This window comes from Reyranella sp. GW821-FHT12G01 (genome assembly GCF_058806575.1).
This window is the reverse complement of the sequence record NZ_JBXAPV010000002.1, coordinates 62,099-88,038: the sequence shown is the minus strand read 5'-3', so window position 1 is coordinate 88,038 and position 25,940 is coordinate 62,099. Positions and strand designations below refer to the sequence as shown.

The 25,940-nt window shown below is 65.2% G+C and carries 27 protein-coding genes and 1 tRNA gene; 15 read left to right on the top strand and 13 right to left on the bottom strand.

Translation table 11 applies throughout. The features are described from left to right. Positions 1–35: 35 nt before the first annotated feature. Complete coding sequence (locus AC1RP5_RS19935; RefSeq protein WP_493113589.1) at positions 36–1,154, bottom strand: PIG-L family deacetylase; 1,119 nt, start codon at positions 1,152–1,154, stop codon at positions 36–38. 7 nt (positions 1,155–1,161) lie between these two features. Next, positions 1,162–2,433 (bottom strand): tetratricopeptide repeat protein, encoded by a 1,272-nt coding sequence (locus tag AC1RP5_RS19930; RefSeq protein ID WP_493113587.1) that lies wholly within the window; start codon positions 2,431–2,433, stop codon positions 1,162–1,164. 300 nt (positions 2,434–2,733) lie between these two features. Between AC1RP5_RS19930 and AC1RP5_RS19925 the strand changes: the two genes are divergently transcribed. Both AC1RP5_RS19925 and AC1RP5_RS19920 read left to right on the top strand, forming a co-directional pair. Beyond that, on the top strand, positions 2,734–3,690 hold the full coding sequence (locus tag AC1RP5_RS19925) for a Bug family tripartite tricarboxylate transporter substrate binding protein (protein WP_493113585.1): 957 nt from the start codon (positions 2,734–2,736) through the stop codon (positions 3,688–3,690). A 52-nt stretch (positions 3,691–3,742) separates the two neighbouring features. Further along, positions 3,743–5,458 carry an N-acyl-D-amino-acid deacylase family protein gene (locus tag AC1RP5_RS19920; protein WP_493113584.1) on the top strand — a complete coding sequence of 572 codons (1,716 nt, stop codon included), beginning with the start codon at positions 3,743–3,745 and terminating at the stop codon, positions 5,456–5,458. A gap of 34 nt (positions 5,459–5,492) precedes the next feature. Here the strand turns inward: AC1RP5_RS19920 and AC1RP5_RS19915 are convergent, their stop codons facing one another. The 4 genes from AC1RP5_RS19915 to AC1RP5_RS19900 form a co-directional block, all read right to left on the bottom strand. Then, positions 5,493–6,455 carry a Bug family tripartite tricarboxylate transporter substrate binding protein gene (locus AC1RP5_RS19915; protein WP_493113582.1) on the bottom strand — a complete coding sequence of 321 codons (963 nt, stop codon included), beginning with the start codon at positions 6,453–6,455 and terminating at the stop codon, positions 5,493–5,495. A gap of 3 nt (positions 6,456–6,458) precedes the next feature. Continuing rightward, the gene (locus tag AC1RP5_RS19910; RefSeq protein WP_493113581.1) at positions 6,459–7,442 is read right to left on the bottom strand and encodes a Bug family tripartite tricarboxylate transporter substrate binding protein; all 984 of its coding nucleotides are present in this window, start codon (positions 7,440–7,442) and stop codon (positions 6,459–6,461) included. A 66-nt stretch (positions 7,443–7,508) separates the two neighbouring features. Further along, entirely contained in the window at positions 7,509–7,982 is a 474-nt protein-coding gene (locus AC1RP5_RS19905; protein WP_493113580.1) for a GNAT family N-acetyltransferase, read from the bottom strand. Then, the gene (locus tag AC1RP5_RS19900; RefSeq protein ID WP_493113578.1) at positions 7,979–8,305 is read right to left on the bottom strand and encodes a VOC family protein; all 327 of its coding nucleotides are present in this window, start codon (positions 8,303–8,305) and stop codon (positions 7,979–7,981) included. Before AC1RP5_RS19900 ends, AC1RP5_RS19905 begins: the two co-directional genes overlap by 4 nt. A gap of 91 nt (positions 8,306–8,396) precedes the next feature. Here AC1RP5_RS19900 and gatB point away from each other — a divergent pair, with 91 nt between their 5' ends. Further along, on the top strand, positions 8,397–9,845 hold the full coding sequence (gene gatB / locus AC1RP5_RS19895; protein ID WP_493113577.1) for an Asp-tRNA(Asn)/Glu-tRNA(Gln) amidotransferase subunit GatB: 1,449 nt from the start codon (positions 8,397–8,399) through the stop codon (positions 9,843–9,845). A 2-nt stretch (positions 9,846–9,847) separates the two neighbouring features. Continuing rightward, positions 9,848–10,615 (top strand): N-acyl homoserine lactonase family protein, encoded by a 768-nt coding sequence (locus AC1RP5_RS19890; RefSeq protein WP_493113575.1) that lies wholly within the window; start codon positions 9,848–9,850, stop codon positions 10,613–10,615. Between the two features lie 2 nt (positions 10,616–10,617). Here the strand turns inward: AC1RP5_RS19890 and AC1RP5_RS19885 are convergent, their stop codons facing one another. From AC1RP5_RS19885 to AC1RP5_RS19875, 3 genes are all read right to left on the bottom strand, one after another. Continuing rightward, the gene (locus tag AC1RP5_RS19885; RefSeq protein ID WP_493113574.1) at positions 10,618–11,721 is read right to left on the bottom strand and encodes a hypothetical protein; all 1,104 of its coding nucleotides are present in this window, start codon (positions 11,719–11,721) and stop codon (positions 10,618–10,620) included. Further along, positions 11,718–12,845: a cache domain-containing protein gene (locus AC1RP5_RS19880; protein ID WP_493113572.1), complete on the bottom strand. Its 1,128-nt coding sequence runs from the start codon at positions 12,843–12,845 to the stop codon at positions 11,718–11,720. Before AC1RP5_RS19880 ends, AC1RP5_RS19885 begins: the two co-directional genes overlap by 4 nt. Before the next feature lie 125 nt (positions 12,846–12,970). Further along, positions 12,971–13,723 carry a VOC family protein gene (locus AC1RP5_RS19875; protein ID WP_493113570.1) on the bottom strand — a complete coding sequence of 251 codons (753 nt, stop codon included), beginning with the start codon at positions 13,721–13,723 and terminating at the stop codon, positions 12,971–12,973. 77 nt (positions 13,724–13,800) lie between these two features. Here AC1RP5_RS19875 and AC1RP5_RS19870 point away from each other — a divergent pair, with 77 nt between their 5' ends. Then, entirely contained in the window at positions 13,801–14,427 is a 627-nt protein-coding gene (locus AC1RP5_RS19870) for a glutathione S-transferase family protein (protein WP_493113568.1), read from the top strand. Between the two features lie 10 nt (positions 14,428–14,437). Here AC1RP5_RS19870 and AC1RP5_RS19865 read toward each other — a convergent pair whose 3' ends face one another. Both AC1RP5_RS19865 and AC1RP5_RS19860 read right to left on the bottom strand, forming a co-directional pair. Beyond that, on the bottom strand, positions 14,438–14,827 hold the full coding sequence (locus AC1RP5_RS19865; protein WP_493113566.1) for an SRPBCC family protein: 390 nt from the start codon (positions 14,825–14,827) through the stop codon (positions 14,438–14,440). 73 nt (positions 14,828–14,900) lie between these two features. After that, positions 14,901–15,941: a CobW family GTP-binding protein gene (locus tag AC1RP5_RS19860; protein ID WP_493113565.1), complete on the bottom strand. Its 1,041-nt coding sequence runs from the start codon at positions 15,939–15,941 to the stop codon at positions 14,901–14,903. Positions 15,942–16,057: 116 nt separating this feature from the next. On the opposite strand from AC1RP5_RS19860, the gene AC1RP5_RS19855 reads away from it, so the two are divergent. From AC1RP5_RS19855 to AC1RP5_RS19830, 6 genes are all read left to right on the top strand, one after another. Beyond that, a complete protein-coding gene (locus AC1RP5_RS19855; protein ID WP_493113563.1) occupies positions 16,058–17,140 on the top strand; it encodes a cyclase family protein in 1,083 nt (360 codons plus the stop codon). 111 nt (positions 17,141–17,251) lie between these two features. Then, positions 17,252–18,541, top strand: a complete 1,290-nt coding sequence (locus AC1RP5_RS19850) for a serine hydrolase domain-containing protein (protein ID WP_493113561.1) — start codon at positions 17,252–17,254, stop codon at positions 18,539–18,541. Between the two features lie 117 nt (positions 18,542–18,658). Further along, positions 18,659–19,345, top strand: a complete 687-nt coding sequence (locus tag AC1RP5_RS19845) for a DUF2076 domain-containing protein (RefSeq protein ID WP_493113560.1) — start codon at positions 18,659–18,661, stop codon at positions 19,343–19,345. A 40-nt stretch (positions 19,346–19,385) separates the two neighbouring features. Beyond that, positions 19,386–20,012: a glutathione S-transferase family protein gene (locus AC1RP5_RS19840; protein ID WP_493113558.1), complete on the top strand. Its 627-nt coding sequence runs from the start codon at positions 19,386–19,388 to the stop codon at positions 20,010–20,012. Beyond that, the gene (locus tag AC1RP5_RS19835) at positions 20,013–20,444 is read left to right on the top strand and encodes a DUF3574 domain-containing protein (RefSeq protein WP_493113556.1); all 432 of its coding nucleotides are present in this window, start codon (positions 20,013–20,015) and stop codon (positions 20,442–20,444) included. It begins immediately after the preceding gene. A 74-nt stretch (positions 20,445–20,518) separates the two neighbouring features. Next, positions 20,519–21,037 (top strand): Dps family protein, encoded by a 519-nt coding sequence (locus AC1RP5_RS19830; RefSeq protein WP_493113554.1) that lies wholly within the window; start codon positions 20,519–20,521, stop codon positions 21,035–21,037. Between the two features lie 22 nt (positions 21,038–21,059). On the opposite strand, the gene argE is transcribed toward AC1RP5_RS19830, so the two are convergent. Further along, positions 21,060–22,220 (bottom strand): acetylornithine deacetylase, encoded by a 1,161-nt coding sequence (gene argE, locus AC1RP5_RS19825; protein ID WP_493113552.1) that lies wholly within the window; start codon positions 22,218–22,220, stop codon positions 21,060–21,062. Positions 22,221–22,368: 148 nt separating this feature from the next. Between argE and AC1RP5_RS19820 the strand changes: the two genes are divergently transcribed. The 3 genes from AC1RP5_RS19820 to AC1RP5_RS19810 all read left to right on the top strand — a co-directional run bounded on the left by AC1RP5_RS19820 (position 22,369) and on the right by AC1RP5_RS19810 (position 23,776). After that, a tRNA-Ser gene (locus AC1RP5_RS19820) sits at positions 22,369–22,461 on the top strand. A gap of 199 nt (positions 22,462–22,660) precedes the next feature. Continuing rightward, complete coding sequence (locus AC1RP5_RS19815; protein ID WP_493113550.1) at positions 22,661–23,239, top strand: hypothetical protein; 579 nt, start codon at positions 22,661–22,663, stop codon at positions 23,237–23,239. Positions 23,240–23,362: 123 nt separating this feature from the next. Continuing rightward, positions 23,363–23,776: an FKBP-type peptidyl-prolyl cis-trans isomerase gene (locus AC1RP5_RS19810; protein ID WP_493115225.1), complete on the top strand. Its 414-nt coding sequence runs from the start codon at positions 23,363–23,365 to the stop codon at positions 23,774–23,776. Positions 23,777–23,908: 132 nt separating this feature from the next. On the opposite strand, the gene AC1RP5_RS19805 is transcribed toward AC1RP5_RS19810, so the two are convergent. After that, positions 23,909–24,505 carry an acyltransferase gene (locus AC1RP5_RS19805; RefSeq protein ID WP_493113548.1) on the bottom strand — a complete coding sequence of 199 codons (597 nt, stop codon included), beginning with the start codon at positions 24,503–24,505 and terminating at the stop codon, positions 23,909–23,911. 148 nt (positions 24,506–24,653) lie between these two features. On the opposite strand from AC1RP5_RS19805, the gene AC1RP5_RS19800 reads away from it, so the two are divergent. Further along, the gene (locus tag AC1RP5_RS19800) at positions 24,654–25,931 is read left to right on the top strand and encodes an acyl-CoA dehydrogenase family protein (RefSeq protein WP_493113546.1); all 1,278 of its coding nucleotides are present in this window, start codon (positions 24,654–24,656) and stop codon (positions 25,929–25,931) included. Positions 25,932–25,940: the final 9 nt, after the last annotated feature.

Sequence of the window (25,940 nt, the reverse complement as noted above, 5' to 3'; positions counted from 1 at the left end):
CGCTGGTGTCGTCGCTCGTGTCTTGGCGGGCGCGGCTACTCTGCCGCCGTCGGCTCGGCCTGTGAAGGCGACCAACGATCCTCTTCCGCGTTGCCGATAGAGCCGTCACGCTGGCGCACGACGTTCATCGGCTCTGCGAGGACATGGCCGGCATAGCGGCCCCAGTAGCGCGCCGTCGCGACGATGATGTCGTCCTGCAGGAGCGGGCTGCGGCTGACCTGGCTGTCATAGGCGCCGATGGCGCGCAGCTTGCCCTTCATGAACGCGGTGATGTCGATGAACAGGTTCGGCCGGAAATCCACGGTCGAGGAGGGCGCCTGATAGCAATAGACGTTGGGCACGCCACGCGCGGCGACCAGCGTCGCCGCGTGCACGGCGCGATGGTCCTGGTGCGTGTCCTCGGACGCATGGGTGTAGACATGGGTCGGCTTGAACTCGCGGATCGCGGCCTCGATCAGCTCGATCGTCTCGGTGCCTTCGGAGATGTAGGTGTCGGTGAAGTTGCCGAACTCCAGCTTGGCGCCGAGAAGGGACGCGGCCTGTTGCGCCTCGCGGCTGCGGGCGTTGATGTCGCCGCCGGCCGCACCACGGCTCAAGGTCAGGATGTTGACGATATCGCCATCGGAGCGATGCTTCAGCAGGGCGCCGCCGCAGCCGATCTCGACATCGTCGGGATGGGCGCCGATCGCCAGCACGCGCCGCTGGCTCCGCTGCCGGCGCAGGCGCGCCTCGCTCGCGAGCTGCAGCACCTGCTCGGTGAAGTGCGAGAGGTCGACCGGCTTGAACATCAGGCATTCGATCCGGCATTGCACCGCCAGCTCGATGAACTGCGGGCTGTGCGAGCGCGCCACCACCAGGGTCGAGCTGTAGCGGTTGAGCACCTTGGTCTGCTTCAGGAACTCGAAGCCGCCGTCGGTACCCGGATCGACCGCGACGAGATCCCATTCGCGCTCCGCCATGAGCTGGGCTGCGTCGGCCGTCTGGGTGGCGTAGCCGATATGGATGTTGCGGTCGGTCTCGAGCCGCAGCTTGGTCAGCGACGTTCCCGAAGCGTCATCGTCGACGAACAGGATGTTGAGCGGCTCCTCGGAGGGGGACCTCACCACACGGAGCTGCTGCTTCTGCTGCAATGGTTTCTTCATGGCCTGGGTCATTTGAGCATCACCAGTTGATTCGAAGGCCGGCACTGGCGCGCGTGTCGGCATTGACTGAGTTGTAGGCAATCGAACCCGTCACCCCGAAACGCTCGGTCACCGGTACGATGGCGCGTGCGTGAAGGTCGACGTTGTTGAAGACGGGGCTGTAGCCGACGCCGAACACGACCAGGAGATTCTCCGGGCCGCGATAGGTGACGTCGAACACCCAGCTGAAGACGTTCTGATAGTTGGCGTAGATGTTCTGGGCCGAGCTGAAGACGCTGGGGCCGACTTCCCACGAGTCCGACAGGATGAGGCCGAGCCCGGTCCTGATCAGGCGGCCGTTCCATTGCGGCGCGCCGAGAGCCTGGCGATAGGTGCCGAACCACTTGATGCGGTCGGTAACGTAGAAGCCGGCGCCGCCCTCGATCCAGTGCTCGGTCGGCAGGTTGGCGTGCGAGCGGTAATCGTAGGTGAGCGAGAAATTATAGTAGGTCGGCACCGTGTGGTAGAAACCGAGACGCACGTCGTTCGACGGCAGCACGGACACGCCGGCCGAGGTCACCGTCTGGAGTTCGTTGGTGTAGTGGTATTCGCCGATTTCGATCGTGTTGAACGCATCGAGACCGATCAGCGCCGATGCGCCGAAGCCCGCCGAGCTGCCGCTTTCCGTGGATACGTAGGTGCCGCTGGTGTCGAAGACGTACTTGTAGACCTCGTCGACCTTGGTGAGTGCGATCTTGGCCTCGTCGTTGTTCGGATCCGCCGCCAGCACGACCTGGAACTCGGAGCGAGCTTCCTCGCGGTTCCGGTTGGAGAGCTGCAGCCAGGCAAGCCCGTTCAACGCGTCGGCATCGCGGGGATTCTTCTGCAGCAGCCTGTCGTAGATGAGCCGGGCATCCTCCAGCCGCTGCTGGGATCGATCGACGCGCGCGAGGCCGAGGAGGGCGTGCCGCTCGTCGGGATCGCGGGCGAGGACCTCACGGTAGACCTTTGCCGCTTCGCTGCGGTGCTTCACCTCGAGCGTGAAGCCGAGTTCGAGGGCGGGGTTCAGCTCGTTGGGCGCCAGCTCGTAAGCCTTGCGCAGTTGCGCGATGGCTTCCTTCTGGTCGCCGGCGTCTCGCGCCATGACGCCCAGGAACATGTAGACGCGATAATCCTTGGAGTTGGCGCGCACGCATGCGGACAGCAGCTCGTTGATCCGAGCGAGCGGCTTAGGCTGCTCGCCGAACAAACGCTGTGCCTCATCGATCTCGCAGACCTGCTGGGCCCCTGCGGTCCCGACGGTCGACGACAATAGACAGGCTGCCAGGACGACGCTTTTACCGCGACGCACCATTTCCCAAGCACCCGGGGCCGGCCAATCATAGCCGATCCCGCCCAACGCCGCCCCACACGGCTTACGCTACACACAAAAGACGCGTCCCCACGCGTCTTTCCACACAGTCGCGGGGTAGCATGAAAGCTTAGGGAAGTTAATCTCAATATTAGTGCAATTTATTCATCTTGCCGTAAGCCTGATCACAGATTCGACATAAGTTTCGGGGGCTGGAAGGCGATTTTTCGTTCGATTTCCAACGCATGAGGGGGCTTATCGATGATCACGCGGCGAAGCGCACTGGCGGGGGCGACCGCCCTCATTTCGGGCGGCGCGCTCGCCCAGGAGGAGTTTCCCTCCCGGCAGATCACGATCGTCGTGGGCTTCGCGGCCGGCGGAGGCGTCGACATCTCGGCGCGCTGGATGGCGGACTATATCCGCGAGAAGTGGAAGGTAACGGCGGTCGTCGACAACAGGCCCGGTGCCGGCGCCACCATTGCGATGGCCCAGGTCGCCCGCGCCACGCCCGACGGCTACACGGTGGGCGTCGTGACGACCAGCCCGGTGGCCGTGGCGCCATATTTCCAGCCCGTCCCCTATGCGACCGACAAGGATTTCACGTTCCTCTTCCAGTACCTCGTGAGTGCCCAGCCGCTGTTCGTGCGCGCCGACAGTCCCTTCAAGACGGCGCAGGAACTCGTGGCCTGGGCAAAGGCCAATCCCGGCAAGCTCAACTGGTCGACCGCCTCGACCAATGGCGGGCCGCATATCGCCACGGAAGCGGCCTTCCGCCATCTCGGCGTCCAGGCGCAGTACATTCCCTACAAGGGCGGCGCCGACGCGATCCTCGGCCTGCTGAGCGGCCAGATCGATGCGCTGGTAGCCGCCGAGTTCCCGCCCTACGCGTCGAGCGGCAAGGTGCGGCTGCTGGCTGAGAGCGGGCTGGAGCGCATCGCTGGGTATCCCGACGTGCCGACCTACAAGGAAGTGGGCTGGCCGGTTGGCGTGCCAATCTTTTATGGGCTCGTCGCGCCCGCGGGCGTGCCGTCGCCGGTCATCGCGCGCTGGGAAGCGCTCGGTCGCGAGATGCAGACCGCGCCCGGATACGCCGATCTCATGGGCAAGCTCAGCTCGTCGGCTTCGTTCAAGGACAGCGCGGCGTTCACGTCGACCGTTATCACCTCGTATCGCGAAATGGGCGTGCTGATACCGCAGCTTGGATTGAAGCAACCGTAGAGACCGCGTCGCTCAAGGGGTAATCTCATGCAAACCCCGGGAGTGAACGAACATGGCGGATTTCGATCTTGTAGTGCGTGGCGGCAACGTGGCGGATGGCACCGGTGCTGCGATCAAGGAAGCCGACGTCGCGGTGAAGGACGGCAAGATCGCCGCCGTCGGCAAGGTGAGCGGGCAGGGCAAGGAAGAGATCGACGGCAAGGGCATGTTGGTCACGCCCGGCTTCGTCGACATTCACACCCATTATGACGGCCAGGCGACCTGGGATTCCTACCTTCAACCCTCGAGCTGGCACGGCGTCACCACGGCGGTGATGGGCAATTGCGGCGTGGGCTTCGCGCCGGTGAAGATCGAGGACCGCCAGCGCCTGATCGAGCTGATGGAAGGCGTCGAGGACATTCCCGGCGCCGCGCTCGACGAAGGCCTCAACTGGTCGTGGGAATCGTTCGGCCAGTATCTCGACGCGCTCGACGCCAAGCCGCGCGACATGGATCTCGGCGCCCAGCTCCCACACGGCGCGCTGCGCGTCTTCGTGATGGGCGAGCGCGCCGCGCGTCTGGAAGAAGCGACCTCGGAGGAGGTGGCGCAGATGCGCGCCCTGACCACGCAGGCGATGCGCGATGGCGCCATCGGCTTCTCGACCTCGCGCACGCTGAACCATCGCACGGTGAAGGGCGATCCGACGCCGTCGCTGCGCGCCTCGGAAGAGGAACTGCTCGGCATCGCGCTCGGCATGAAGGATGCCGGCCGCGGCGTCATCGAGTTCATCTCCGACTTCAACACGCCGAACCCGGAGAGCGAGTTCGAGATGCTCGACCGGCTGCTGACCGCCTCGGGCCGCCCGTTCTCGGTCTCGCTGGCGCAGCGTCATTCGCGGCCCGACGGCTGGCGTCGCCTGCTCGGCCTCGTCGAGGGCCTGGTCGCCAAGGGCCACAGCGCCAAGGCGCAGGTCGCGCCGCGGCCGATCGGCGTGCTGCAGGGCCTGCAGGCGAGCCGCATCCCGTTCTCGATGTGCGCCGCCTACAAGGAAATCCAGCACAAGACGGTCGAGGATCGTCTGGCGATCATGCGCGATCCAGCCTTCCGGGCACGCATCCTGAAGGAGAGCCAGGAGCCGATGCGCTCGGAGATGGCCGCGCGCCTCACCGACTTCGATCGCATGTTCCCGCTGGGCGATCCGCCGAACTACGAGCCGCCGCAGGAGACTTCGTTCGGCGCCCGCGCCGCGCGCGAGGGCCGCGATCCGCGCGAGCTGATCTACGACTACCTGATCGAGGGCGAGGGCAAGAACTTCATCTTCGCGCCGTTCGCCAACTACGCGGCCTACAATCTCGACTGCTGCAGCGAGATGATGCAGAGCCCGCATACGCTGATCGGCCTCGGCGACGGCGGCGCGCATGTCGGTCTGATCTCCGACGGCTCGTACCCGACCTACCTGCTCCAGCACTGGGGCCGCGACCGCAAGCAGGGCCGGCTCGACGTGTCGTGGCTTGTGAAGCGCCACACGCAGGACAATGCCCAGGCCGTCGGTCTCGGCGACCGCGGTATCGTGGCGGTCGGCAAGAAGGCCGACCTCAACGTGATCGACTTCGACAAGCTCCGCGTCGAAGCGCCAATCATGAAGTGGGACCTGCCGGCAGGCGGCAAGCGCCTGCTGCAGCGCGCGACCGGCTACCGCGCGACGATCGTGAACGGCCAGGTCACGTACCGTGACGGCGAGGCGACCGGCGCGCTGCCGGGCCGCCTGGTTCGCGGCGCACGAGCCTAACGACCGGCCTGCAGAGGACCAACATCGAGAGCGATCAATCGCTCTTGATGTTGTTGTCCTTGATCACCTTGAACCAGCGTTCCTGCTCACTCTTCTGGAATGCGGCGAAGGCCTCGGGCGAACTGGCGACGATCTCCATGTCGATCAGCTCGGCGAACTTCTGTGCGACGTCAGGCGAGCCGGCCGCCTTGGTGAATTCGACGTTCATGCGATCGACGATCGCGCGCGGCGTGCCGGCCGGCACATAGACGCCCCACCACGAATAGGTCGGATAGGTCGTCAGGCCCTGTTCGGCCAGGGTCGGCACGTCCGGCAGGCTCGGTGCGCGCTTGTCGCCGGTGGTCGCGAGCGGCCGCAGCTTGCCGCTGCGGAAGTGCGGCTGCAGGGCGCCCAGCGTGGTGACGGTGATGTCGGTGACGCCGGCCAGCACGTCCTGCACCGTCGGGCCGCCACCCTTGTAGTAGATCTGGTTGAGTTCGAAGCCGTTGGCCTTCTGCAGGTAGGCCGTCAGCAGCAAGGCGCCACTGGCCGACAGCAACCCGACGCTCACCTTGCCCGGACGCGCCTTCGCGTCGGCGACGGCATCGCTCATGGTGCGGTAGGGGCGGTCGGGATGGCAGGCGACGGCGAGCGGCGCCCGGCCGACCAGCGTCACGCCGAGGAGTTCTGAGTCGCTGTAGGGCAGGTTCGGCGTGAAGGCAGGGCTCAGGATGTGGCTGTCGAACGTGATCATCCAGGTCAGCCCGTCCGGCGGCGCCTTCGCCACGATGCCGGCGCCGATCGCACCCGCGGCGCCGGGCTTGTTGTCGATCACCGTCTGCCAGCCGGTGTTCTCGCTGACCTTCGCGGCGAGGAGACGCGCCACCGGATCGGTGGTGCCGCCGGGCGGGAAGGGTACGACGACACGGATCGAACCCCTCGGCCAGTCCGAACCCTGCGCCCGCGCGACGGCGGGCATGACCATCAACGGGAGCAGCGTTCGCCGGCGGAGGGTCATGGATCAGTCGCCCTTGATGTCGTTTTCCTTGATCACCTTGAACCAGCGCTCCTGTTCGCTCTTCTGATAGGCAGCGAACTCCTCGGGCGAGGTCGTCAGGATCTCCATGTTGAACTGCTCGATGAACTTCTGCGTCACATCGGGCGCAAGCACGGCCTTCTTCAGCTCCGCGTGCATGCGGTCGACGATCGGGCGCGGGGTCCCGGTCGGCGCATAGACGCCCCACCATGAGTAGGAGGGGAAGCTCTTCACGCCTTGCTCGATCAGCGTCGGGGTGTCGGGCAGCGCCGGCGTGCGCTTCTCACCGGTCACGGCGAGCGCGCGGACCTTGTTTGCACGGACGTGCGGACTGAAGGACGTCAGGCTGCCGATGGCGACATCGGTGACGCCGGCCAGGATGTCCTGGTTGAGCGGGCCGCCGCCCTTGTAGGGGATCAGGTTGAGGTCGACGCCGTTCTCTTTCTTGATGAGGGTCATCAGCACCAGCGCCTGGCTGGCGCCCAAAACGCCGACATTGACCTTGCCGGGCCGCGCCTTCGCGTCGGCGATCACCTCTGCAAAGGTCTTGTAGGGGCGGTCGGGGTGAGCGCAGATCGCCTGGGGCGTACGGCCGATCAGCATCACGTTAAGGAGCTCGGAATCCTTGTAGGCCAGGCCGGACGCGAAGGCCGGGTTCAGGATGTGACTGTCGAAGGTCAGCATCCAGGTCTGGCCATCGGGTGGCGACTTGGCGGCGATGGCCGAGCCGACCGCACCGGTGCCACCCGGCTTGTTGTCGATGAGGATGTTCCAGCCGGTATTCTCGATCATCTTGGCCTGGATGATGCGCGCCACCGGGTCGGTCGAGCCGCCGGGCGGGAACGGCACGATCACCTTGATGGCGCCCTTGGGCCAGTCGGCCGCGTTCTGGGCGCGCACGATGGCGGGTGCCGTCAGCGTCGTTGCGGCGGCGCCAATGAGCAGCGTGCGGCGCTTGAACGTCGTCATGTGATCCTCCCTGCGGATACGTCTTGTTGTGGGCGACCTTGCAGCGGCCGCTCCTTGTTCATGCTTTTACTTCAGCACCTTCCGCATCGGAAAGCCCGATGTTGTGCCGAAATTGTGGCGCGGGGAGCCGGCTTCCTCGTAGCCGTTCGCAAAGTAGAAGCGGCGTGCCGTTGCCGTGCTCGACAGGGTGCAGACGGCGTTGCCGCGCTCGGCCGCACGCCTTTCCAATGCGGCGAGGAGCGCCCGGCTGACGCCGCGGAAACGGGCATCGGGGGATACATAGTTGAGAGTGATTTCGCCGCTGTCGGTGACGGCGCCAACGGCGATGATCGCTCCCTCCTGCACGGCGACCATCAGGGAATTGCCCGGCTGGGTGATCCAGCTCCTGAAGACATCGGGAGTCTTGTTGCCGAGCCAGCGCGCCAGGATCTCGGGATGGCCCTGGTGATCGAGGACGCAGAGTTCGCGAATGGAGCGCCGCATGACCTCGCAGCCCTGAGCGGCATCGGCTTCCGTGGCGTCGCGTATGTGGATCGTCATTCGCGGTCGGAAATCATGAAGGGGTTGCCGTCCGGGTCCTTGCCTTCACAGCGTACGAGGCCGGGACCGGACATGAGTTTGGACATCCGGGCGCCGCGGGAGATCAGCTCCTGGCGGGCGGCTTCGATGTCGGGAGCCCAGAAGGCGATCTTGGGCGGGCGCCGGCCGACTTCGGAGGTGCCGTTGTGCAGGGCGATGACGCAGCCGTTGGCGTCGAATTCCTTCCACCCTTTTTCGTCCTTCTGCAGGCGCAGGCCGAGTACGTCGCGGTAGAAGGCGGTCATTCGCGGCATGTCCTTGGTGAAAAGCACGACGCGGCGCATGGAAAGTTTCATGGTGGCTCCCCGATCTGGAGGGAGCAGGCCACGGATCGATTTTTTTGCCAAGCGGGGCGGTATTGGCTATTTACCGGCCATGTCGCTCATCAAAGGTGAAACCGGCGAGTGGGAGATCGTCCTGGGGCTGGAAGTGCATGCCCAGGTGGTTTCCGACGCCAAGCTCTTCTCCGGCGCGCCGACCACGTTCGGCGCCGATCCCAACACCCAGGTGTCGCTGGTCGACGCCGCCATGCCCGGCATGCTGCCCGTGATCAACGAGCGCTGCGTGGAGCAGGCGATCCGCACCGGTCTCGGGCTCAATGCGCAGATCAACCTGCGTTCGATCTTCGACCGGAAGAATTACTTCTACCAGGATCTGCCGCAGGGCTATCAGATCTCGCAGTACAAGGATCCGATCGTGGGCGAGGGCGTGGTCGAGATCGACCTGCCCGACGGCAAGACGCGCACCATCCGCATCGAACGGCTGCATCTCGAGCAGGATGCCGGCAAGAGCCTGCATGACCAGCACCCGAGCCAGACTTATGTCGACCTGAACCGGTCGGGCGTGGCGCTGATGGAGATCGTCAGCAAGCCCGACATGCGTACCTCCGACGAGGCTGCGGCCTATCTCGCCAAGCTGCGCTCGATCGTGCGTTACCTCGGCACCTGCGACGGCAACATGGACGAGGGCTCCATGCGCTGCGACGTGAACGTCTCCGTGCGCAAGCCGGGCGACGAGCTGGGCACACGCTGCGAGATCAAGAACGTGAACTCGATCCGCTACGTGAAGCAGGCGATCGAGTACGAAGCGCGCCGCCAGATCGAGGTCATCGAGGGCGGCGGAAAGATCACCCAGGAGACGCGCCTGTTCGATCCGGGCCGCGGCGAAACGCGCTCGCTGCGTTCCAAGGAAGACGCGCAGGATTATCGCTACTTCCCCGATCCCGACCTGCTGCCGCTGATTTTCACGCAGGAGTATGTCGACCAGATCCGCGCGACCCTGCCGGAACTGCCGGATGCGCGGAAGAACCGGTACATCAAGGATTACGGCCTCTCGCCCTACGACGCGGGCGTGCTGATCGCGGAGAAGGAGACGGCCGAGTTCTTCGAGGCCGTCGCCAAGGGCCGCGACGCCAAGCAGGCCGCCAATCTGGTGATGGGTGACTTCTTCGCCATGCTGAAGCGGCGCGGCGCCACCTTCGAGACCTCGCCGATCAGCGCCGTCAACCTCGGCAAGCTGCTCGACCTGCAGGCCGACGGCACGATCTCGGGCCGCATCGCCAAGGACCTGTTCGTCGCCATGGAAGAGACGGGCAAGGACCCGGCCGTCCTGGTCGAGGAACGTGGCCTGAAGCAGGTGACGGATACCGGCGCGATCGAGGCCGCCATCAAGGCCGTCATCGACGCCAACCCGGGCCAGCTCGCGGCCTACAAGGCGAAGCCCACGCTGTACGGCTGGTTCGTCGGCCAGGTGATGAAGTCGACTGGCGGCAAGGCCAACCCGAAGGTCGTGAATGAGTTGCTGAAGAAAGCGCTCGACGCCTGACGATGACCGCCAAGCTCTACGCCATGACCTGCGGCCGCCTGGTCGGTCGCCTCAAGGACATGATCGAGGGCGAGGACGGGCAGGTGGCGCTGCCCATTCCTTCCTACCTGATCGAACATCCCAAGGGACGGGCGGTGTTCGACACCGGCATGCACCCGCAGTGCCGTACCGATGCGGCCGGCCGCATGGGCGCCGGCGTCGCACGCATTTTCGGCTTCGACCAGTACGGCCCAGACGACGATATCAAGTCCCGGCTGGAATCGATCGACCGCGATCCCGGCAAGATCGACTTCATCGTGAACAGCCACCTGCATTTCGACCATGCCGGCGGCAACGAACTGTTGCCCAACGCCACGATGGTGGTGCAGAAGCGCGAATGGGAAGCAGCGCAGGATCCCGAGCTGGCCACCAAGGTCGGCTTCTTCCGCGCCGACTTCGACCACGGCCACAAGCTGAAATTGGTGGAGGGCGAGCATGACCTGTTCGGCGATGGTTCCGTCGTCTGTATCCCGACCTACGGTCACACGCCCGGACATCAATCGCTGAAGATCCGGACCGAGGCGGGCGAGATCGTGATCACCGGCGACGCCTGCTACTTCTGCCGCACCTTGCGCGAACGCCGCCTGCCACGCTTCGTCTACGACCGCGAGCAGATGCTGGCCTCGCTCGACCGGCTCGAAGCCCTGGAGAGAGGCGGCGCCCGCCTGTTCTTCGGCCACGACCCCGACTTCTGGAAGGACGTGCCGCAGGCGCCGGTGCCGGCGTTCTAGCCTCACACCATTGCGACGAGGATCACCGAGGCGGCGGTGACGAGGACCAGCAGCGGCACCGCCCAGATCAGGAACAGGTAGAGCTGCTCCTGCGCGTAGCGGCCCAGCCAGCGGCCGACCAGGTTGAAGCGGAACAGCAGCACGTTGACCATCAGGCTGACGCCCAGGGTCAGGTAGTTGAGGGCGAACAGCCGGCTCACCGGATTGTCGCCGGCGCCCAGCACCTGATAGGTCGAGTTGACGGTGAAGTTGAGCGCGATCACGGCGAACAGTCCGCCGACGATCAGGTTCACGAACTCGAACGTCTCGATCTGGAAGACGCCGTCCTCGACCCGGTTGAGCCAGATGCCCAGCAGCGGGATCAGCAGCGAGGCGAACAACGGGATGAAAATCGTGGCGATGACGCTGCCGGGCTCGCGCGTGATTTCGAGCGAGGCGACCACGCGGGCATGCGATGCGCCATACCAACCCGGCATCGGCTCGCTGGCCAGTTCGACCGCGCCGATCTGCCAGCCATCGAGCTTTGCGCCGGCAACGGCGCGGCTGTAGTCGAGATCGCGCTGCTCGTACTCCAGGGTCACGGTGTCGGCCGTCTGGTCGCGCACGGCCAGCTCGACCTGCAGGTCCTGGTGATCGAAGGGGAAGCGGCCGATATCGACCGGCGTGGTGAACTCCGCCGAGATCCGGCGTGTCATCTCGACCTGGCCGTCGGGAAAGAGGCGCAGGCCGATCGTCGAGTAACTCGGCTCGTCGCGCTGGTTGACGATCTCGACCTTGGGCACCCAGAGCTCGTCGAGCTGGGCCTGGGCATCGGCGCCGCGCAGGACCCTGGGCGGGCCATTGGCTTCGGCATCCGGCTTGCGCAGGCGCGTATCGACCCAGCGCAGGCGCAGGTCGACCGTGCCTTTAAAGGAACTCGTGTTCTCGCTGAAGGATTCGACGGCGAGAAACGCGACCGCGACCTTGACCTGGATCGGCAGGCCCTTGCCGGTGGGAAGGCCGGGGCGCGGCGTGTCGGCGGCGATCGCCGGCACGAAAGCAGCCGCCAGCCAGGCCACCCAGGCGGCGACCAGGCATCGCGCCAGGGTTCGGAGCGAGGTCTTCACGGCGCGGCCTTCTCGCGCTCGACGATGCGTTCGCCGAAACCGGCGAGGCGGCGGATCTCCGGCGCGAATTTGTCCGCATCCTCGATCGCCCCGGTGCGCTCGCCAGCAGTCATGGCGGCGAAGCGTCGGTCCAGCACGTCGAGCGGTCGCAGCAGGAAGCCGCGCACCACCACGAGGATCGCACCGGCCAGGATCACGATGGCGAAGATCGCCAGGCATATCTGCCAGACCAGGGACTGGCCGGCGGCCGCGCGGGAACTGCTGAAGTCGCGTGCGACGGCGATGACACCCAGCGGTTCGCCGGCGCCGTCGCGCAGGGGCACCAGCAGCACGCCGTAGGGCACGTCCTTGGCGTCGCGCGTGTAGCGCGTGGGCTCGCTGGCGGCGGAGATGTCGGCGTCGCTGGCGAGATCGCGCATCAGCGTGCCGTTGGTCGTGTAGAGGCGGATGAAGCGGCCGACGCGATTTTGCTCGCTGAGCACCGCCGGATTGATGGCGCGCGCATACTGGCGCAGCGGCTTCTCCTCGATGAAGACCGAGAAGTCGAGCCCGTAGGCGGCCTTCAAGCCGTCGATGATCGGTGCGAAGGCGAGGCCAAACTCGAAGCTGCCGACATGCTGTCCCTGCGCGTCGAGCACCGGGGCGACGCCGAAGATCGCGGGACCGCCGGCGGCGATCGCCAGTCCCTTGCGGGCGGCGTGTTCGCGGTTGACGGCCACGACCATCGGCCGGAACTGCGAGAGATCGTCGCCGAATTGCGCCGGCGCCTGGAGCCGCAGCAGCGACTGGGCCGGCGGCACGTGGAACTGCGCCTGGTCGACGCCGCGCCGGTCGCGCTGGATCGCGAACATCTCGGCGTACTCGGCCAGCAGCTTGTCGCGATCCTTCGAAGCCAGGGCCTGCCGTGTCAGCGGCAGCGAGGCGATGATGTCGGCGCGCGCCAGGGCTTCGTCGCCTGCGTCCTTCAACGCGGTGTCGATGATCGACTGCATGAGCTGGAACTGGCTCTGTTCGACCGAAGTGGTGAGGCCGCTGAACAGCCGGGTCGACATGAAGGTCAGACCCGCGACGACGATCACCACCGCGGCGATCAACGCCGCCGGTGCGCTCCGGCGAAATGTCATGAAGTCCCCCGACTTTCCGGGCAATGCCCGATACACCCTGATGATACGTGTCGCAGGGTGCAGGCGAAAGCGGGAGCGATTGCCGGCCGACGCATACCTGCGCCAGCCGGTCGCCAAGGCTGGCGTCAGTTCTGCGGGATGAACTCGATCATCAGGCCGCCGGTCTGCTCCGGCGCGACCAGCACGCGGTCGCCCTCGGCCAGGGCGAAGGGCACGTTGTTGGCGCTGAGCAGGCCCTGCAGCGGGCGCGCCCGCTCGACGGCGACGGCGGCGCCGACGACCGCGGGCAGCTCGCTCGGCGGCATCATCTCGAGCGCCTTGTACTCGAGCTGGAAGGCCAGCGGCGACCAGATCAGCAGTTCGACGGAACCCGCTTTCACCATCGTGCAGCCGTCGAAGATCTCCTCGACCGTGGCGCCCCAGGCCGCCTTCAGCGCCTTGGCGGTCTCCTTGGGCTTCTCGGCAACAGCGTGGATGGCCATCATGCCCAGCGCGCCGTTGGGATGGACGATCCATTCCGGCTCCATGAAGGCGTCGGGCGTCTCGTGCTTCACCGGGAACCAGGGCAGGGGGCCCGCGCTCTCGCCGACCACGACGCCGGCATCGACCTCGAACCCGTCCTCGGTCTCCCAGGCATGCGTGCGCTCCTCGCCCTCGAGTTCGGGGACGTTGAGGGCCAGGGAGACCAGCGCCGGGTCGCCCTGCAGCAGCTCGATGTAGTTGGGGATGTCGTCGCGGTCGGGCTGGAAGCAGATGCAGCGCGGCTCGACGCCATCGGGGGTGAGATTGAAGCCGAGCTGGCCCAGCCGGTTGGCGATTTCCGCCGGGTCCGACGCCGTCAGGGAGAGGTGGTCGATATCGCGTGCTGAAATTTTCATGCCCGCTCATATAGGCTTACACCCACCCTGCTCAAGTGCGATGCTGAGGCACCTGAAATCAAAGGGAGAATCGAACCATGTCCAAGATGACGCTCTACGGTATCTGGCTGAGCGGCCCGACCTACAAGGCGGGTCTCGCCATGTCCCTGATGGGCCAGTCCTTTGCCTACAAGCATGTCGACCTGCGGGCCGGCGCGCACAAGCAGCCGGACTATCTCGCCATCAACCGCTTCGGCCAGGTGCCGGCGCTGGTCGACGGCGACCTCAAGCTCTGCCAGTCGGGCTCGATCCTGCTCTATCTCGCCGACAAGTTCGGCAAGATGGGCGGCAAGACGGCCGAGGAAAAGGCGCGCGTGCGCGAGTGGCTGTTCTGGGAGTTCGACCGCCTGGCCTCGAACATCTACCGGCCCCGGGCGATCAAGCGCGGCTTCATGAAGGCCGACGACAACGTCCACCAGATGTACGTCAACCAGGCGGGCGACGCGCTGAAGGTGCTCGACGGCGCGCTCGCCAAGTCCGACTTCCTGGTTGGCAGCGAGGCGACCATCGCCGACGTCGCCGTCTATGGCGACGTGGCCTATTGCGAAGAGGGCGCGATCGACCTCACGCCCTACGCCAACGTGAAGGCGTGGATGGCCCGGATGGAGAAGCTGCCGGGCTTCAAGAAGTACGAAGACGTTCTGCCCAAGCAGGACGCCGCCTAGTCGACCCGGTTCAGGCGGCCAACGTCTTCTTCAGGGCGGGGGCCGCCTGATCCATCATTGCGCCGACCACTGGCGCAAGCTCGTCCGGCAGCAGGTCGATCGTCCAGACGATCCGGCTGCCGTCGCCTTCGGGGAAGACCTGAACGGCGGCGTTGTAGTGGCTGGCCCGTCCCTCGACGACGGCATAGACCAGCCGGCAATTCTCCTCATCGCAGGTGATCAGACGTTCGCGTGCCACCATGCCGTTGAAAAACGTCACCAGCCGGTCGCCCTTGTCCATCTGCAGCGCCGTCAGGAAGCCCGGTGCCACCCGGGTGTGGACCGCGCCGAAATCGCGCAGCGCGTTCCAGACCTGGGTCGCGTTGCCCGTGACGGGAATTTCCTTTTGCAGCGTTGCCATCAAGTTTCTCCTTCGTGGAGGACAAACATGATGACGCTCGCCGCCGGCGTCTGGCGGTTTCCGGACATGGTCGTCAGGCCTCCTGCATCTCGGCCCAGCTCGCTTCCACGGTCGCACGGTCGAGGTCGCGGGTGATGAACACCAGCCTGGACCGACGGTCCGCGTCGGGCCAGCGGGCGAGCAGGGTGGGCGGATGGAAGGTCCGGTGCACGCCGTGGATCACCAGCGGCTGGCTTTCGCCGACGACGTCGAGCACGCCTTTTACGCGCAGCAGCCGGTCACCCCAGGCCGCACGCACGGCCATCAGCCAGCGATTGAAAAGATCCCAGTCCAACGGCTTCTCGAAAGTGAGGCAGAAGGAGCCGATATGGGCGTCGTGCCGCGACCGGTCGTGATGGTGCGCGTGATCGTGTCCATGATCATGGGCTTCAGCATTGAGCCACGCCTTAACCTTGTCGCTCTTGCCCGAGGGATCGAATGGGCCTGAGTCGAACAGCAGGGCCGGATCGACATCGCCCTGCACGATCTCGAAGAGGGCCGCACCGGGATTGAGACCTGTCAGCCGTGCGCGCAACCCGGCGCTGGCGGCGATCTCGGCGAGGTCGGTCTTGCTGATCAGCAGCCGGTCGGCGACTGCGGCCTGTTTCACCGCCTCGGGGTGCTCGTCGAGTTGCCGCGCACCGTTCACGGCATCGACCGTCGTCACGACACCGTCCAGGCGATAGTCGTGACTGATCATCGGGTTATTGAGCAGCAACTGCAGAATCGGCGCGGGATCGGCGAGGCCGGTCGTCTCCAGCAGCACGCGGTCGAAGGGCGGCGTCTCGTCCCGGGCGCGGCGACGCGCGATGTCGCGCAAGGTCTTGTCGAGATCGCCCTGGATGGTGCAGCACACGCAACCCGATTGCAGCAACACCATGTCGCCGCCGACCTGCTCCATGAAGAGATGGTCGAGCCCGACCTCGCCGAACTCGTTCACCAGCACGAGGCTTCTAGCCATGCGCGGATCGCCCAGGACGCGGTTGAGCAGGGTGGTCTTGCCGCTGCCGAGGAAGCCGGTGATCAGCGTCACCGGCATGCGCTCGGCCGACTTGTCACGGTCGAACAGGCTCATCGTGACATCCTCGTGATTTGCATATGTAACAAGATAACGATGGCGCTTCTGCCTTGACGCTACAACCTGAGGGTATGACGCTTCCCGGATCAACAAGCATAAAAGGAGGGGCGTCCATGGACTCGAGATATCTTCAGGACAAGGAAGAGCTCAAGCGGCCGCAGCAGGAGATCGACGAAGACCGTCGCTCCTTCCTGACGGCGGGCCTCGTGGGCGGCGCGGTTGCCGCCGGCACGCTGGCCGCTGGCGTCGCGCATGCACAGCAGGTCGCCCAGGCGCCTGCACTGTCGAGCGCGGCTTGGTGGCCGCATCCCAAGTGGGGCAAGGACGACCAGGCCGGCGCTTCCAACTACATGACGCCGACCAAGGTCCTCGACACGGTGAAGCTGATCAAGGACGGCAAGATCTATCGCATCGGCCGGATCTACGAATCGGCCATGCCCAAGTTCGGCGAGCGCGCCTTTACCTTGCGTATCCCGGGCAGCCCCACGGGCGGCCCATATGGCGCCAACAAGCTGATCTACAACGACGAGTTCCTGTCGACCGAGATCGGCCAGACCGGCACCCAGTTCGACGGCCTCGCCCATATCGGCATCCAGATGGGCAAGGACGGCGACAAGAACGAGATGCGTTACTACAACGGCGTAACCGATCAAGAAATGAACGGCGCCTATGGCATGAAGAAGCTCGGCATCGAGAACGTGAAGCCGTTTTTCACGCGCGGGCACCTGTTCGACGTCGAGGCGCTGAAGGGCGCACCCATGGAGGCTGGGCAGGAGATCACCGTCGCCGACCTCAAAGCCACGCTGCAGAAGCAGAACATGCAGGAAGCCGACATCAAGGAAGGCGATGCCGTGTTCTTCAACACCGGCTGGGGCAAGCTCTGGATGAAGAACAACGACAAGTTCAACGGCGGCGAGCCCGGCATCGGGATGGAAGCCGCCAAGTGGTTCATCGACAAGGGCATCGCGCTCACCGGCGCCGATACCTGGGCGACCGAAGTGGTGCCCAATCCGAACAAGGACCTGATCTTCCCGGTCCATGCCGAGCTGATCACCAAGAACGGCATCTTCAACCACGAGAACCTGGACTTCACGGCGCTGATCGCCGATCGCAAGTACCAGTTCGCCTACATCTTCTCGCCGGCTCCGATCCGGGGCGCGACGGGATCGAACGGCGGCCCGATCGCGGTGACCTGATCGGGCGCCACGCGGCGGCAGAACTCTCCCGCGAGGTGTGCGGCAGGTCGGGCTTGCGTTCGAGCACGGTCCGGCGCTTTGATGCCACAAAGTTCGGGAGGAGAGTTCAAGATGTCGATGGTTCGTCTGGCCGCCGCCGCGGCGCTCGGAGTCGTGCTTGCGTTGCCGGCCGGCGCGCAAGGAATCCCCAAGGTGCAGTCGCCCGAGGAAGTGGGTTTCCTCTCGACCCGCCTGAAGCGCCTCAGCGACCGCATGAACGAGGGCGTGAAGAACAACGAGCTGCCGGGCGCGGTCGTCCTGATCGCCCGCAACGGCAAGATCGTGATGTTCGAGTCCTATGGCTTCCGCGACAAGGACGCCAAGGTCGCGATGACCAACGACACGATCTTCCGCATCGCCTCTATGACCAAGCCGATCGTGACCCTGGCCGCGATGATGCTGATGGAGGAGGGCAAGCTCACGCTCGCCGATCGCGTGTCGACCTACATTCCGGCCTTCACCGACACCAAGGTCGCGGTGCCGAAGAAGAAGGATGACGGCACGGTCGAGATGGTGCTCGAGCCGCAATACCGGCCGATGACGGTGCACGACCTGATGCGCCACACGTCCGGTCTCACCTATGGCGCCGTCGGCGCCAACCAGGTGAAGCAGTCCTATCTCGACATGAAGGTCGCCGATCGCAACCAGACCAATGCCGAGATGGCCGACAAGCTTGGCAAGCTCGCGCTGCTCTACCAGCCCGGTACGACCTGGGAATATTCGATGTCGACCGACGTGCTGGGTCGCGTCGTCGAGGTCGCCTCCGGCATGCCGCTCGACAAGTTCATCGAGGAGCGGATCACCAAGCCGCTGAAGATGGGCGACACTGCCTTCGAGGCCAGCGCCGACAAGAAGGCGCGCGGCGCCAAGCCGATGAAGGAGGGGCCGAAGAACGAGCTGCCGGCGATCCCCGACATCACCGAGAAGTTCACCTGGCGCTCCGGCGGCGGCGGCATGGTCTCGACCGCGGCCGACTACGCCCGTTTCCTCCAGATGTTCGCCAATGGCGGCCAGCTCGACGGCGTGCGCCTGGTCTCGCGCAAGACCATCGACCTGATGACGGCCGACGCGCTGCCGCCCGACGTCAAGATGGGCGCCGACATGTTCCGCTTCGAGGCGCTGGAGCCCAGCGCCAACATGGGGCAGGGCTTTGGCCTCGGCTTCGCCGTGCGCAACGTGCAGGGCGTGAACCCGCTGCCCGGTTCGCCGAACGACTATTTCTGGGGCGGCGCCTACGGCACCTACTTCTGGCACGACCCGCGCGAGCGCATGTACGTGATCTTCATGATGCAGTCGCCGCAGGCCCGTCTGCGCTACCGCTACCTGATGCGCGACCTCGTCTACCAGGCGATGGTGAACTGACCGCAACAATAACTTCAATGAGAGGGCCGGCATCGTTCGCCGGCCGCCCTTGACGCTCCGCCAGCGGACAACCACGTTGGCGGAGCCCCAACCGTGTGCGGGGCAGGAGGCCTTGTCATGCAGCAGCAGGAACGCGACCTGATCTCGGGACTGTTCGATCGGCTGAAGCCGTTCGAGACGCAGCCGCGCGACGGCGAGGCCGAACAGTTCATCTGGGACCGGGCGTCCAAGCAGCCGGCTTCAGCCTATCTGCTGGTGCAGACCGTGTTGGTCCAGGAGCAGGCGCTGAAGGCAGCACAAGAGCGCATTACCGAACTGGAAGCGAAAGCCGCTGCCGCGCCGCAGGCGGGAGCCGGTTTCCTGGGCAGTGCGCCGAGGGTCGGACCGTGGGGCGCGCCGGCCGCTCAAGCCGCGCCGAACGGACCCGCGCCTTCGCCTGTTCCGTCCACACGCTCGCCGCTGCAGGCTGCCGTTGCGCCGCAACAGCAGCAGGCGGCGGGCGGCGGCAGCTTCCTGCGCACGGCCATGATGACGGCCGCCGGCGTCGCCGGTGGCGCGCTGCTGTTCGAAGGTATCCGTGGCCTGATGGGCAGCAATCCCGGGCCGTTCGGTCAGCAACAGGGGGCAATGGGAAGCGGCGCCACGCCGCCCGAATTGCTGCCGCCGGATGCGACGTCGCCGCAGCAGCAGGCCTATGCCGACGACCAGTCGGGAACCGACAATGGAGCCGACGACAATTACGACACCGCATCGCTCGACGATGGCAGCGGCGGCGGTGCTGGGGACGACGACAGCTGGGCCTGAACGGGCTTTCGATTTGTGTAAATAATGGGGGATGAGAGAGATGATCGAGCTTCACACGTGGGGCACGCCGAACGGCCGCAAGATTTCCATCATGCTCGAGGAGTGCGGGCTTCCCTACAGTGTGCACAAGATCGACATCTCGAAGGGCGAACAGCACAAGCCCGAGTTCCTGCGCCTCAGCCCGAACAATCGCATTCCGGCGATTCTCGATCCCGACGGTCCGGGCGGCAAGCCGTACAGCGTGTTCGAATCCGGCGCGATCCTGATCTATCTCGCCGACAAGACGAAGAAGTTCCTGCCGGCCGACGGCGCCAAGCGCTACGATTCGATCCAGTGGCTGATGTGGCAGATGGGCGGCTTTGGCCCTATGCTGGGACAGGCGCATCACTTCCTGCGCGCGGCTCCCTCCAAGATCGAATACGGCATCAAGCGCTACGTCGACGAAGCCAAGCGCCTCTATGGCGTGCTCGACAAGCAGCTCGCGGGCAACGCCTTCGTGGCGGGCGAGGACTACACCATCGCCGACATGTCGATCTTCCCCTGGGCGGCGCGCCACGAGTGGCACACGGTGAACCTGGCGGACTTCCCCAATGTGAAGCGCTGGTACGACATCGTGAACGCCCGTCCCGCCGTCACCAAGGGCATGGCCGTTCCGTACCTGAACTAGATGCCGGTCCGGTCCTGGCTCGGCGCGCTCGGGGCGGCTTCGCTCGCCCTGGCGCTTGCCGCCTGCGCGCAGCCGATGCCTCAGACGGCGTCATCCCCCTGTGCGGCATCGCTCCAGCCGGCGCTCGAAGTGAACCTGTACTTCGGGCGCGGCAAACCGTCGGGCGGCGAGGTCAGCGACCTCGAATGGGCGGCGTTCCTGTCCGAGACCGTGACGCCGCAGTTTCCGGCCGGCCTTACCGTGATCGATGCGAGGGGCCAGCACCGCGATCCGGCCGGCGTCATCGGCGCCGAGCGCACGAAGCTGCTGGTGATCGTCGTGTTCGATGCGCCGGCGCATCAGGCGAAGGTCGCTGCGATCGTCGAGACCTACAGGAAGCGCTTCGGTCAGCACGAGGTCTTCAGGGTCGAGCGGCCGGTCTGCGCCGGCTGACAAGCCGCGGTTCACGGGCTCGCCGAACCGCGTTAGATTTCAAACGGACAAGCCATCTCCAGGAGATCCAGCCCATGGCCAAGGACATCAAATCGCGCAAGACCGCCGCGCTCGCCACCCCGACAGACCTCGGCGCCAACGCCACGAAGGACCTGACCGGCGGCCTCAACATCCTCCTGGCTGATGTGGCGGCGCTCTACTGGAAGACCAAGAACTTCCACTGGCACATGTCGGGGCCGAACTTCCGCGACTATCACCTGATGCTCGACGAGCAGGCGACCGAGATCGACGCCATGACCGACGTGATCGCCGAGCGCGTGCGCAAGCTCGGCGGCACGACCCTGCGTTCGATCGGGCATATCTCCCGCCTGCAGCGCGTGCTCGACAACGATGCCGACTACGTGACACCGCTCGACATGCTCGCGGAGCTGCGTGAGGACAACAAGCAGCTCTGCGTCCACATGCGCACGCTCCATGAGCTGTGCGACGAGCACAACGACATCGCGACCGCGAGCCTGATCGAGAACTGGATCGACGAGACCGAGAAGCGCGTCTGGTTCCTGTTCGAGACGACGCGCCGCACTGAAGGCTGAGAGCGACGGAGAGAGGCGAGCGCTACTGGCGCTCGGCCCAGCCGATCATCTTCGAAATGAAGGCGTCGCAGGCATCCATCTGCGACTTCGCGACGAACTCGTTGGGCTGGTGAGCCTGCGAGATGTCGCCCGGGCCGCAGATGACGGTCGGGATGCCGTGGCTGCGGAAGATGCCGGCCTCGGTGCCGTACGGCACCGCGTAGGTGCGATTGCCACCGGTCCATTGCAGCGCGAGCTTGGCGGCCTCCTCGTTCTCCTGCGGCATCAGCCCCGGGACGAAGGAGCGGCGCTTGATCTTGATGTCGGCGTCGGGATGCTTGGCCTTCATCTTCGGCAGCAGCAGCTCGGCGACATAGGCTTCGGCACGGCGCTGCACTTCCCAGGGATCGTCGCCGGGTAGGGTACGATAGCCCCAGTTCAGCGTGCACTCGCGCGCGAGGATGTTGCCTGCCGTGCCGCCGGTCACGATACCGACGTTGATCGTCGTGTGGCCCGGCACGGTGTCGATGTCGGTGCGCTTGCGCCCCGAGAGCTCGACCTGCAGCTCGTTCAGCCAGTGGATGAAGTCGCCGGCGAAGTGGATGGCGCTGACGCCAAGATGCGTCATGGAGGAGTGGGCTTCGACGCCGGTGAAGGTGGCGATGATGCCGCCGCCGGCATTCTGCGCGTTCACGACGCCCATCATGGTGGGTTCGCCGACGATGACGGCCTGCGGACGCGGCACGTTGCCGACCAGCTTCTCGACCAGCGAATGGGCACCGAGGCAGCCGATCTCCTCGTCGTAGCTGAAGGCGAAGTGCATCGGCACCTTCAGCTTGGCCTTCTTGAGGGCAGGGACGTGGGCGAGGCAGGCGGCGATGAAGCCCTTCATGTCGCAGGTGCCGCGGCCGTAGAGATTGCCGTCGGCCTTCTCGGTCAAGGTCCACGGATCGGTGTCCCAGGGCTGGCCGTCGACCGGCACGACGTCGGTATGTCCCGAGAGGACGATGCCGCCTTCGCTCTCGGGGCCGACCGAAGCGAACAGGTTGGCCTTGGTGCCTTCCTCGTTGGGGACCAGCGTGCTCCGGATCCCGTGCTCGTCCAGGTAACCCTGGATGTACTTGATCAGGTCGAGGTTGGAATTACGCGAGGTGGTGTCGAACGCGACCAGGCGCTGGAGCATGTCGATCGAGGCAGATGTCATGGCCGGAGCGTCGCACGCTTCAGGCCAATGCGCCAAGGGCCTGTAAATACTTATGAAATCGCCCTGTCGTTTGACACTCCCGGTCGCCGCCGCTAGAACCGCCCGGCATCCGTCGTGGTTATGGTCGCCGGGGTCTTAACGGGTCTGCGGAGGGGTGGCCGAGTGGCCGAAGGCGGCGGTTTGCTAAACCGTTATAGGGAGATAATCCCTATCGTGGGTTCGAATCCCATCCCCTCCGCCATTCTCTGCCTCGCGAGCAGTCTCCGGCCCAATTGAGGACGCGAAAGCAAGTATTGGCGGGTATTTGCGACAGCACTTTCCGACCTCGCTCGCTCCTCGAATCCACTTTTCGTCTCTCTCAACGAGCGGCAGACTTCGCTCACCGTCTGGGGAATCCCGGATAGATAGAGAGACAGAATAACGAATAAGCGGAGCCTTCCATGCCCGATCGCGCGACTCTCCCGATTCTCGATCACGAACTGGCCGATGACGAGCTTCAGTGGATGAAGTCTGTTTACGAGGATTTCAGCAAGGCCCGCGCTTCGGCCGGCCCCGACTTCAACCCGAAGGACGCCTTGCGGGCCGTTCTGGCCCGAAAGGAATATCATTTGTCCGCCGCCCCGGATTTGACCGGGCCGGGCCCGTGGCGTTTGGGCCAGAACAAGCACGGCCGGGGCGTCGCGGCGGTGTTCCTGCCGAAAGTCGAGCTTCACGCACATAGCGCCAGCCGCACCGATCAGTTCCCGATGTATGTCGTGGGCGAGGCGGAAGGCTTTTCGATTGATGAAAGTGGCAAGGCGATGATGACGCCGGTGGTCGATGGCGGCCACTTCCACAACGCACCCGGCGCCCCGCATGCCTTCGTGCCGAAAGTTGGCGTGCCCAAACCTGACAACTGGGAGATTGCCTTCATCGCGATCACGCCGCGCAATCTGAAGGAAGATACCCAGCGCGTCTCGGACGAGGTGCGGGCGCTTTACAAGCAGATTGTCGGTCAGGACGCCCCTTTGGGTGTTTAACGCTACCCGAGGCGCAGGCACTCAAGATCGTCGTAATCGGGGTTGGCTTCGTCGCCCTTGTTTCGTATCGCTGTACACGCACGCGATCTTTTCGAGGACAAGCTCACGTCAGTGACCCGCCGCGTGATTATCGCGACCGCAACTTTCGCCGCGGCCGGCCCGGCTGGCGCGCAAACGCAAGGAAAAGCCATGACGACCGAGAGCGGCCTGAAAATCATCGACACGACCGTCGGCACGGGCGCGAGCCCCAAGACCGGCCAGACCTGTGTCATGCACTACACTGGATGGCTCTACGAAGGGGGCACGAAAGGCCGGAAATTCGATTCTTCCGTCGACCACGGCTCGCCCTTCGAGTTTCCCATCGGCATGCAGCACGTCATCGGCGGCTGGGACGAGGGTGTCGCGACCATGAAGGTCGGCGGCAAGCGAACGCTGATCATCCCTCCCGAACTTGGCTATGGAGGACGGGGCGCCGGTGGCGTCATACCGCCCAACGCCACGCTGATTTTCGACGTCGAGCTGCTGGGCATCAAGTAAGCACCTTCGTGTCGGGTTGATTTGCCAACCTCATGGCGCCATCGACGAGCTGTGCGACGCCTTTAACGCCAGCGGTGTTCGCCTGCAGCGGAGGTCGGGGCGCGAAGTTGCAGCAATGTCGAAGTTGCCGGCCTAGAGCAGCCGCGGGTCCCAGGTCACGCCGGTCTTCGTGACCTTGGCTGGAATCCCGACCGCCAGCGAATTTCCCGGAATGTGGCCGGCCACGATGCTGCCCGCGCCGATGATCGAGCCGGCTTCGATATGCGAGCCCTTGAGGACCATCGTGCGCTGGCCCAGCCAGACGCGGTCCTCGATGGTGACGTTGCGCGCCGGATTGATGCGCTTGCCGCTCTCGACTTCGACGATCGAGTGCATGTCGCTCACCGTAATGTCGATGTCGGCGGCCAACAGGCAGCCGGTGCCGATCTGGATCCGGCCCGGTTCGTGAAGCATCACCCGCACGAGGCCGGTGATGCCGGTTTTCTGCCCGATCACGACCTCGGCCTTTTCCTCGGCGTGGATGAAAAGCCCGCCGAGTGAGCAGCCCTTGCCGATGAGGACTTTGCAGTTGGAGCCGAGGTTCAGTTGGAGATTGTACGCCGCGGCGCCTGGTCCGATGGCGACGTGGTTTCCACTCCCGCGGGCTGTGATTTTGCCGTGAAGGCGCGAATCGTCCTTCGAGCAGGAGATGGTGTTGTGAACGCCCTGGTTCACGATGTTCAGGCTCATGGACGCCACATTACAGGTGCCCGCATTACTGCGTACTGACGGCAATTGCGTCGGCAGGCGGAACCACAGCGGGATTGACCGGAAATCTCAGGTCTGTAGGGATTGGGCGCACTTAAAAGCCCGATCGACTGAACCCGAGGAAACGTAAATGACCCAGAAGGCAGCGGCAGCGACCAAGAAGCCGGTCCGCCCCGATCTCGACGCCGAACTGAACAACCTTGCGATGTCGAAGGAGGCGCAGCCCCTGTTCGACGCCGTGAAAGCGCATATCGCCGAGAACGTCGCGCCGATCACCGAGGAGTTCTTCCGTCTGGGCGAGGGCCGCAAGGACCGCTGGAGCTGGGCGCCGGGCCAGCTCGAACTGCTCGAGGGCGCCAAGAACAAGGCCAAGGCTTCGGGCCTGTGGAATTTCTTCCTGCCGCATTCGGAGATCGGCCGCGGTCTCACCAATCTGGACTACGCCTACATCGCCGCCGAACTGGGCAAGTACCAGCTCGCGTCCGAGTCGCTGAACTGCTCGGCGCCCGACACCGGCAACATGGAAGTGCTGGAGAAGGTCGGCACGCCCGAGCAGAAGGAAAAGTGGCTGAAGCCGCTGCTGAACGGCGAGATCCGCTCGGCCTACGCCATGACCGAGCCGGGCGTCGCCTCTTCGGATGCCAAGAACATCGCCACGCGCGCCGAGCTGGTCGGCGACGAGTGGGTGCTGAATGGCGAGAAGTATTACATCTCCGGCGCCGGCGACCCGCGCTGCAAGATCATGATCGTCATGTGCAAGACCAGCCCTGACGCCTCGCCGCAGTTCCAGCAGTCGCAGATCCTGGTGCCGATCGGCACGCCGGGCCTCGAGATCGTCGGACCGATGACCGTGTTCGGCCATGACCATGCGCCGCGCGGCCACATGCACCTCAAGTTCAACAATTGCCGGGTGCCGGCCTCGAACATGCTGCTGGGCGAGGGCCGTGGCTTCGAGATCAGCCAGGTCCGCCTCGGACCGGGCCGTATCCATCACTGCATGCGGTCGATCGGCGCCGCCGAGAAGGCGCTCGACCTGATGGTCAAGCGTGGCTCGACCCGCACCGCGTTCGGCAAGCAGCTGATCGCGCTGGGCAAGAACCTGGAAGTGGTCAGCCGTGCCCGCATCGAGATCGAGGCGATGCGCCTCATGGTGCTGAAGGCTGCCAAGGCGATGGACGTGCTGGGCCATCGCGAGGCCCGCGTCTGGATCAGCATGGTCAAGGCGATGGTGCCGGAGAAGGCCTGCCTGATCATCGACCAGGCGATGCAGATCCACGGCGCCACCGGTATCTCGCAGTGGTCGCCGCTGTCGGAAATGTACATGAACCAGCGTCACCTGCGCTTCGCGGACGGCCCGGACGAGGTTCATCACATGGTCGTCGGCCGCGCCGAGATCAGCCGCCACTAGGACGGTGCG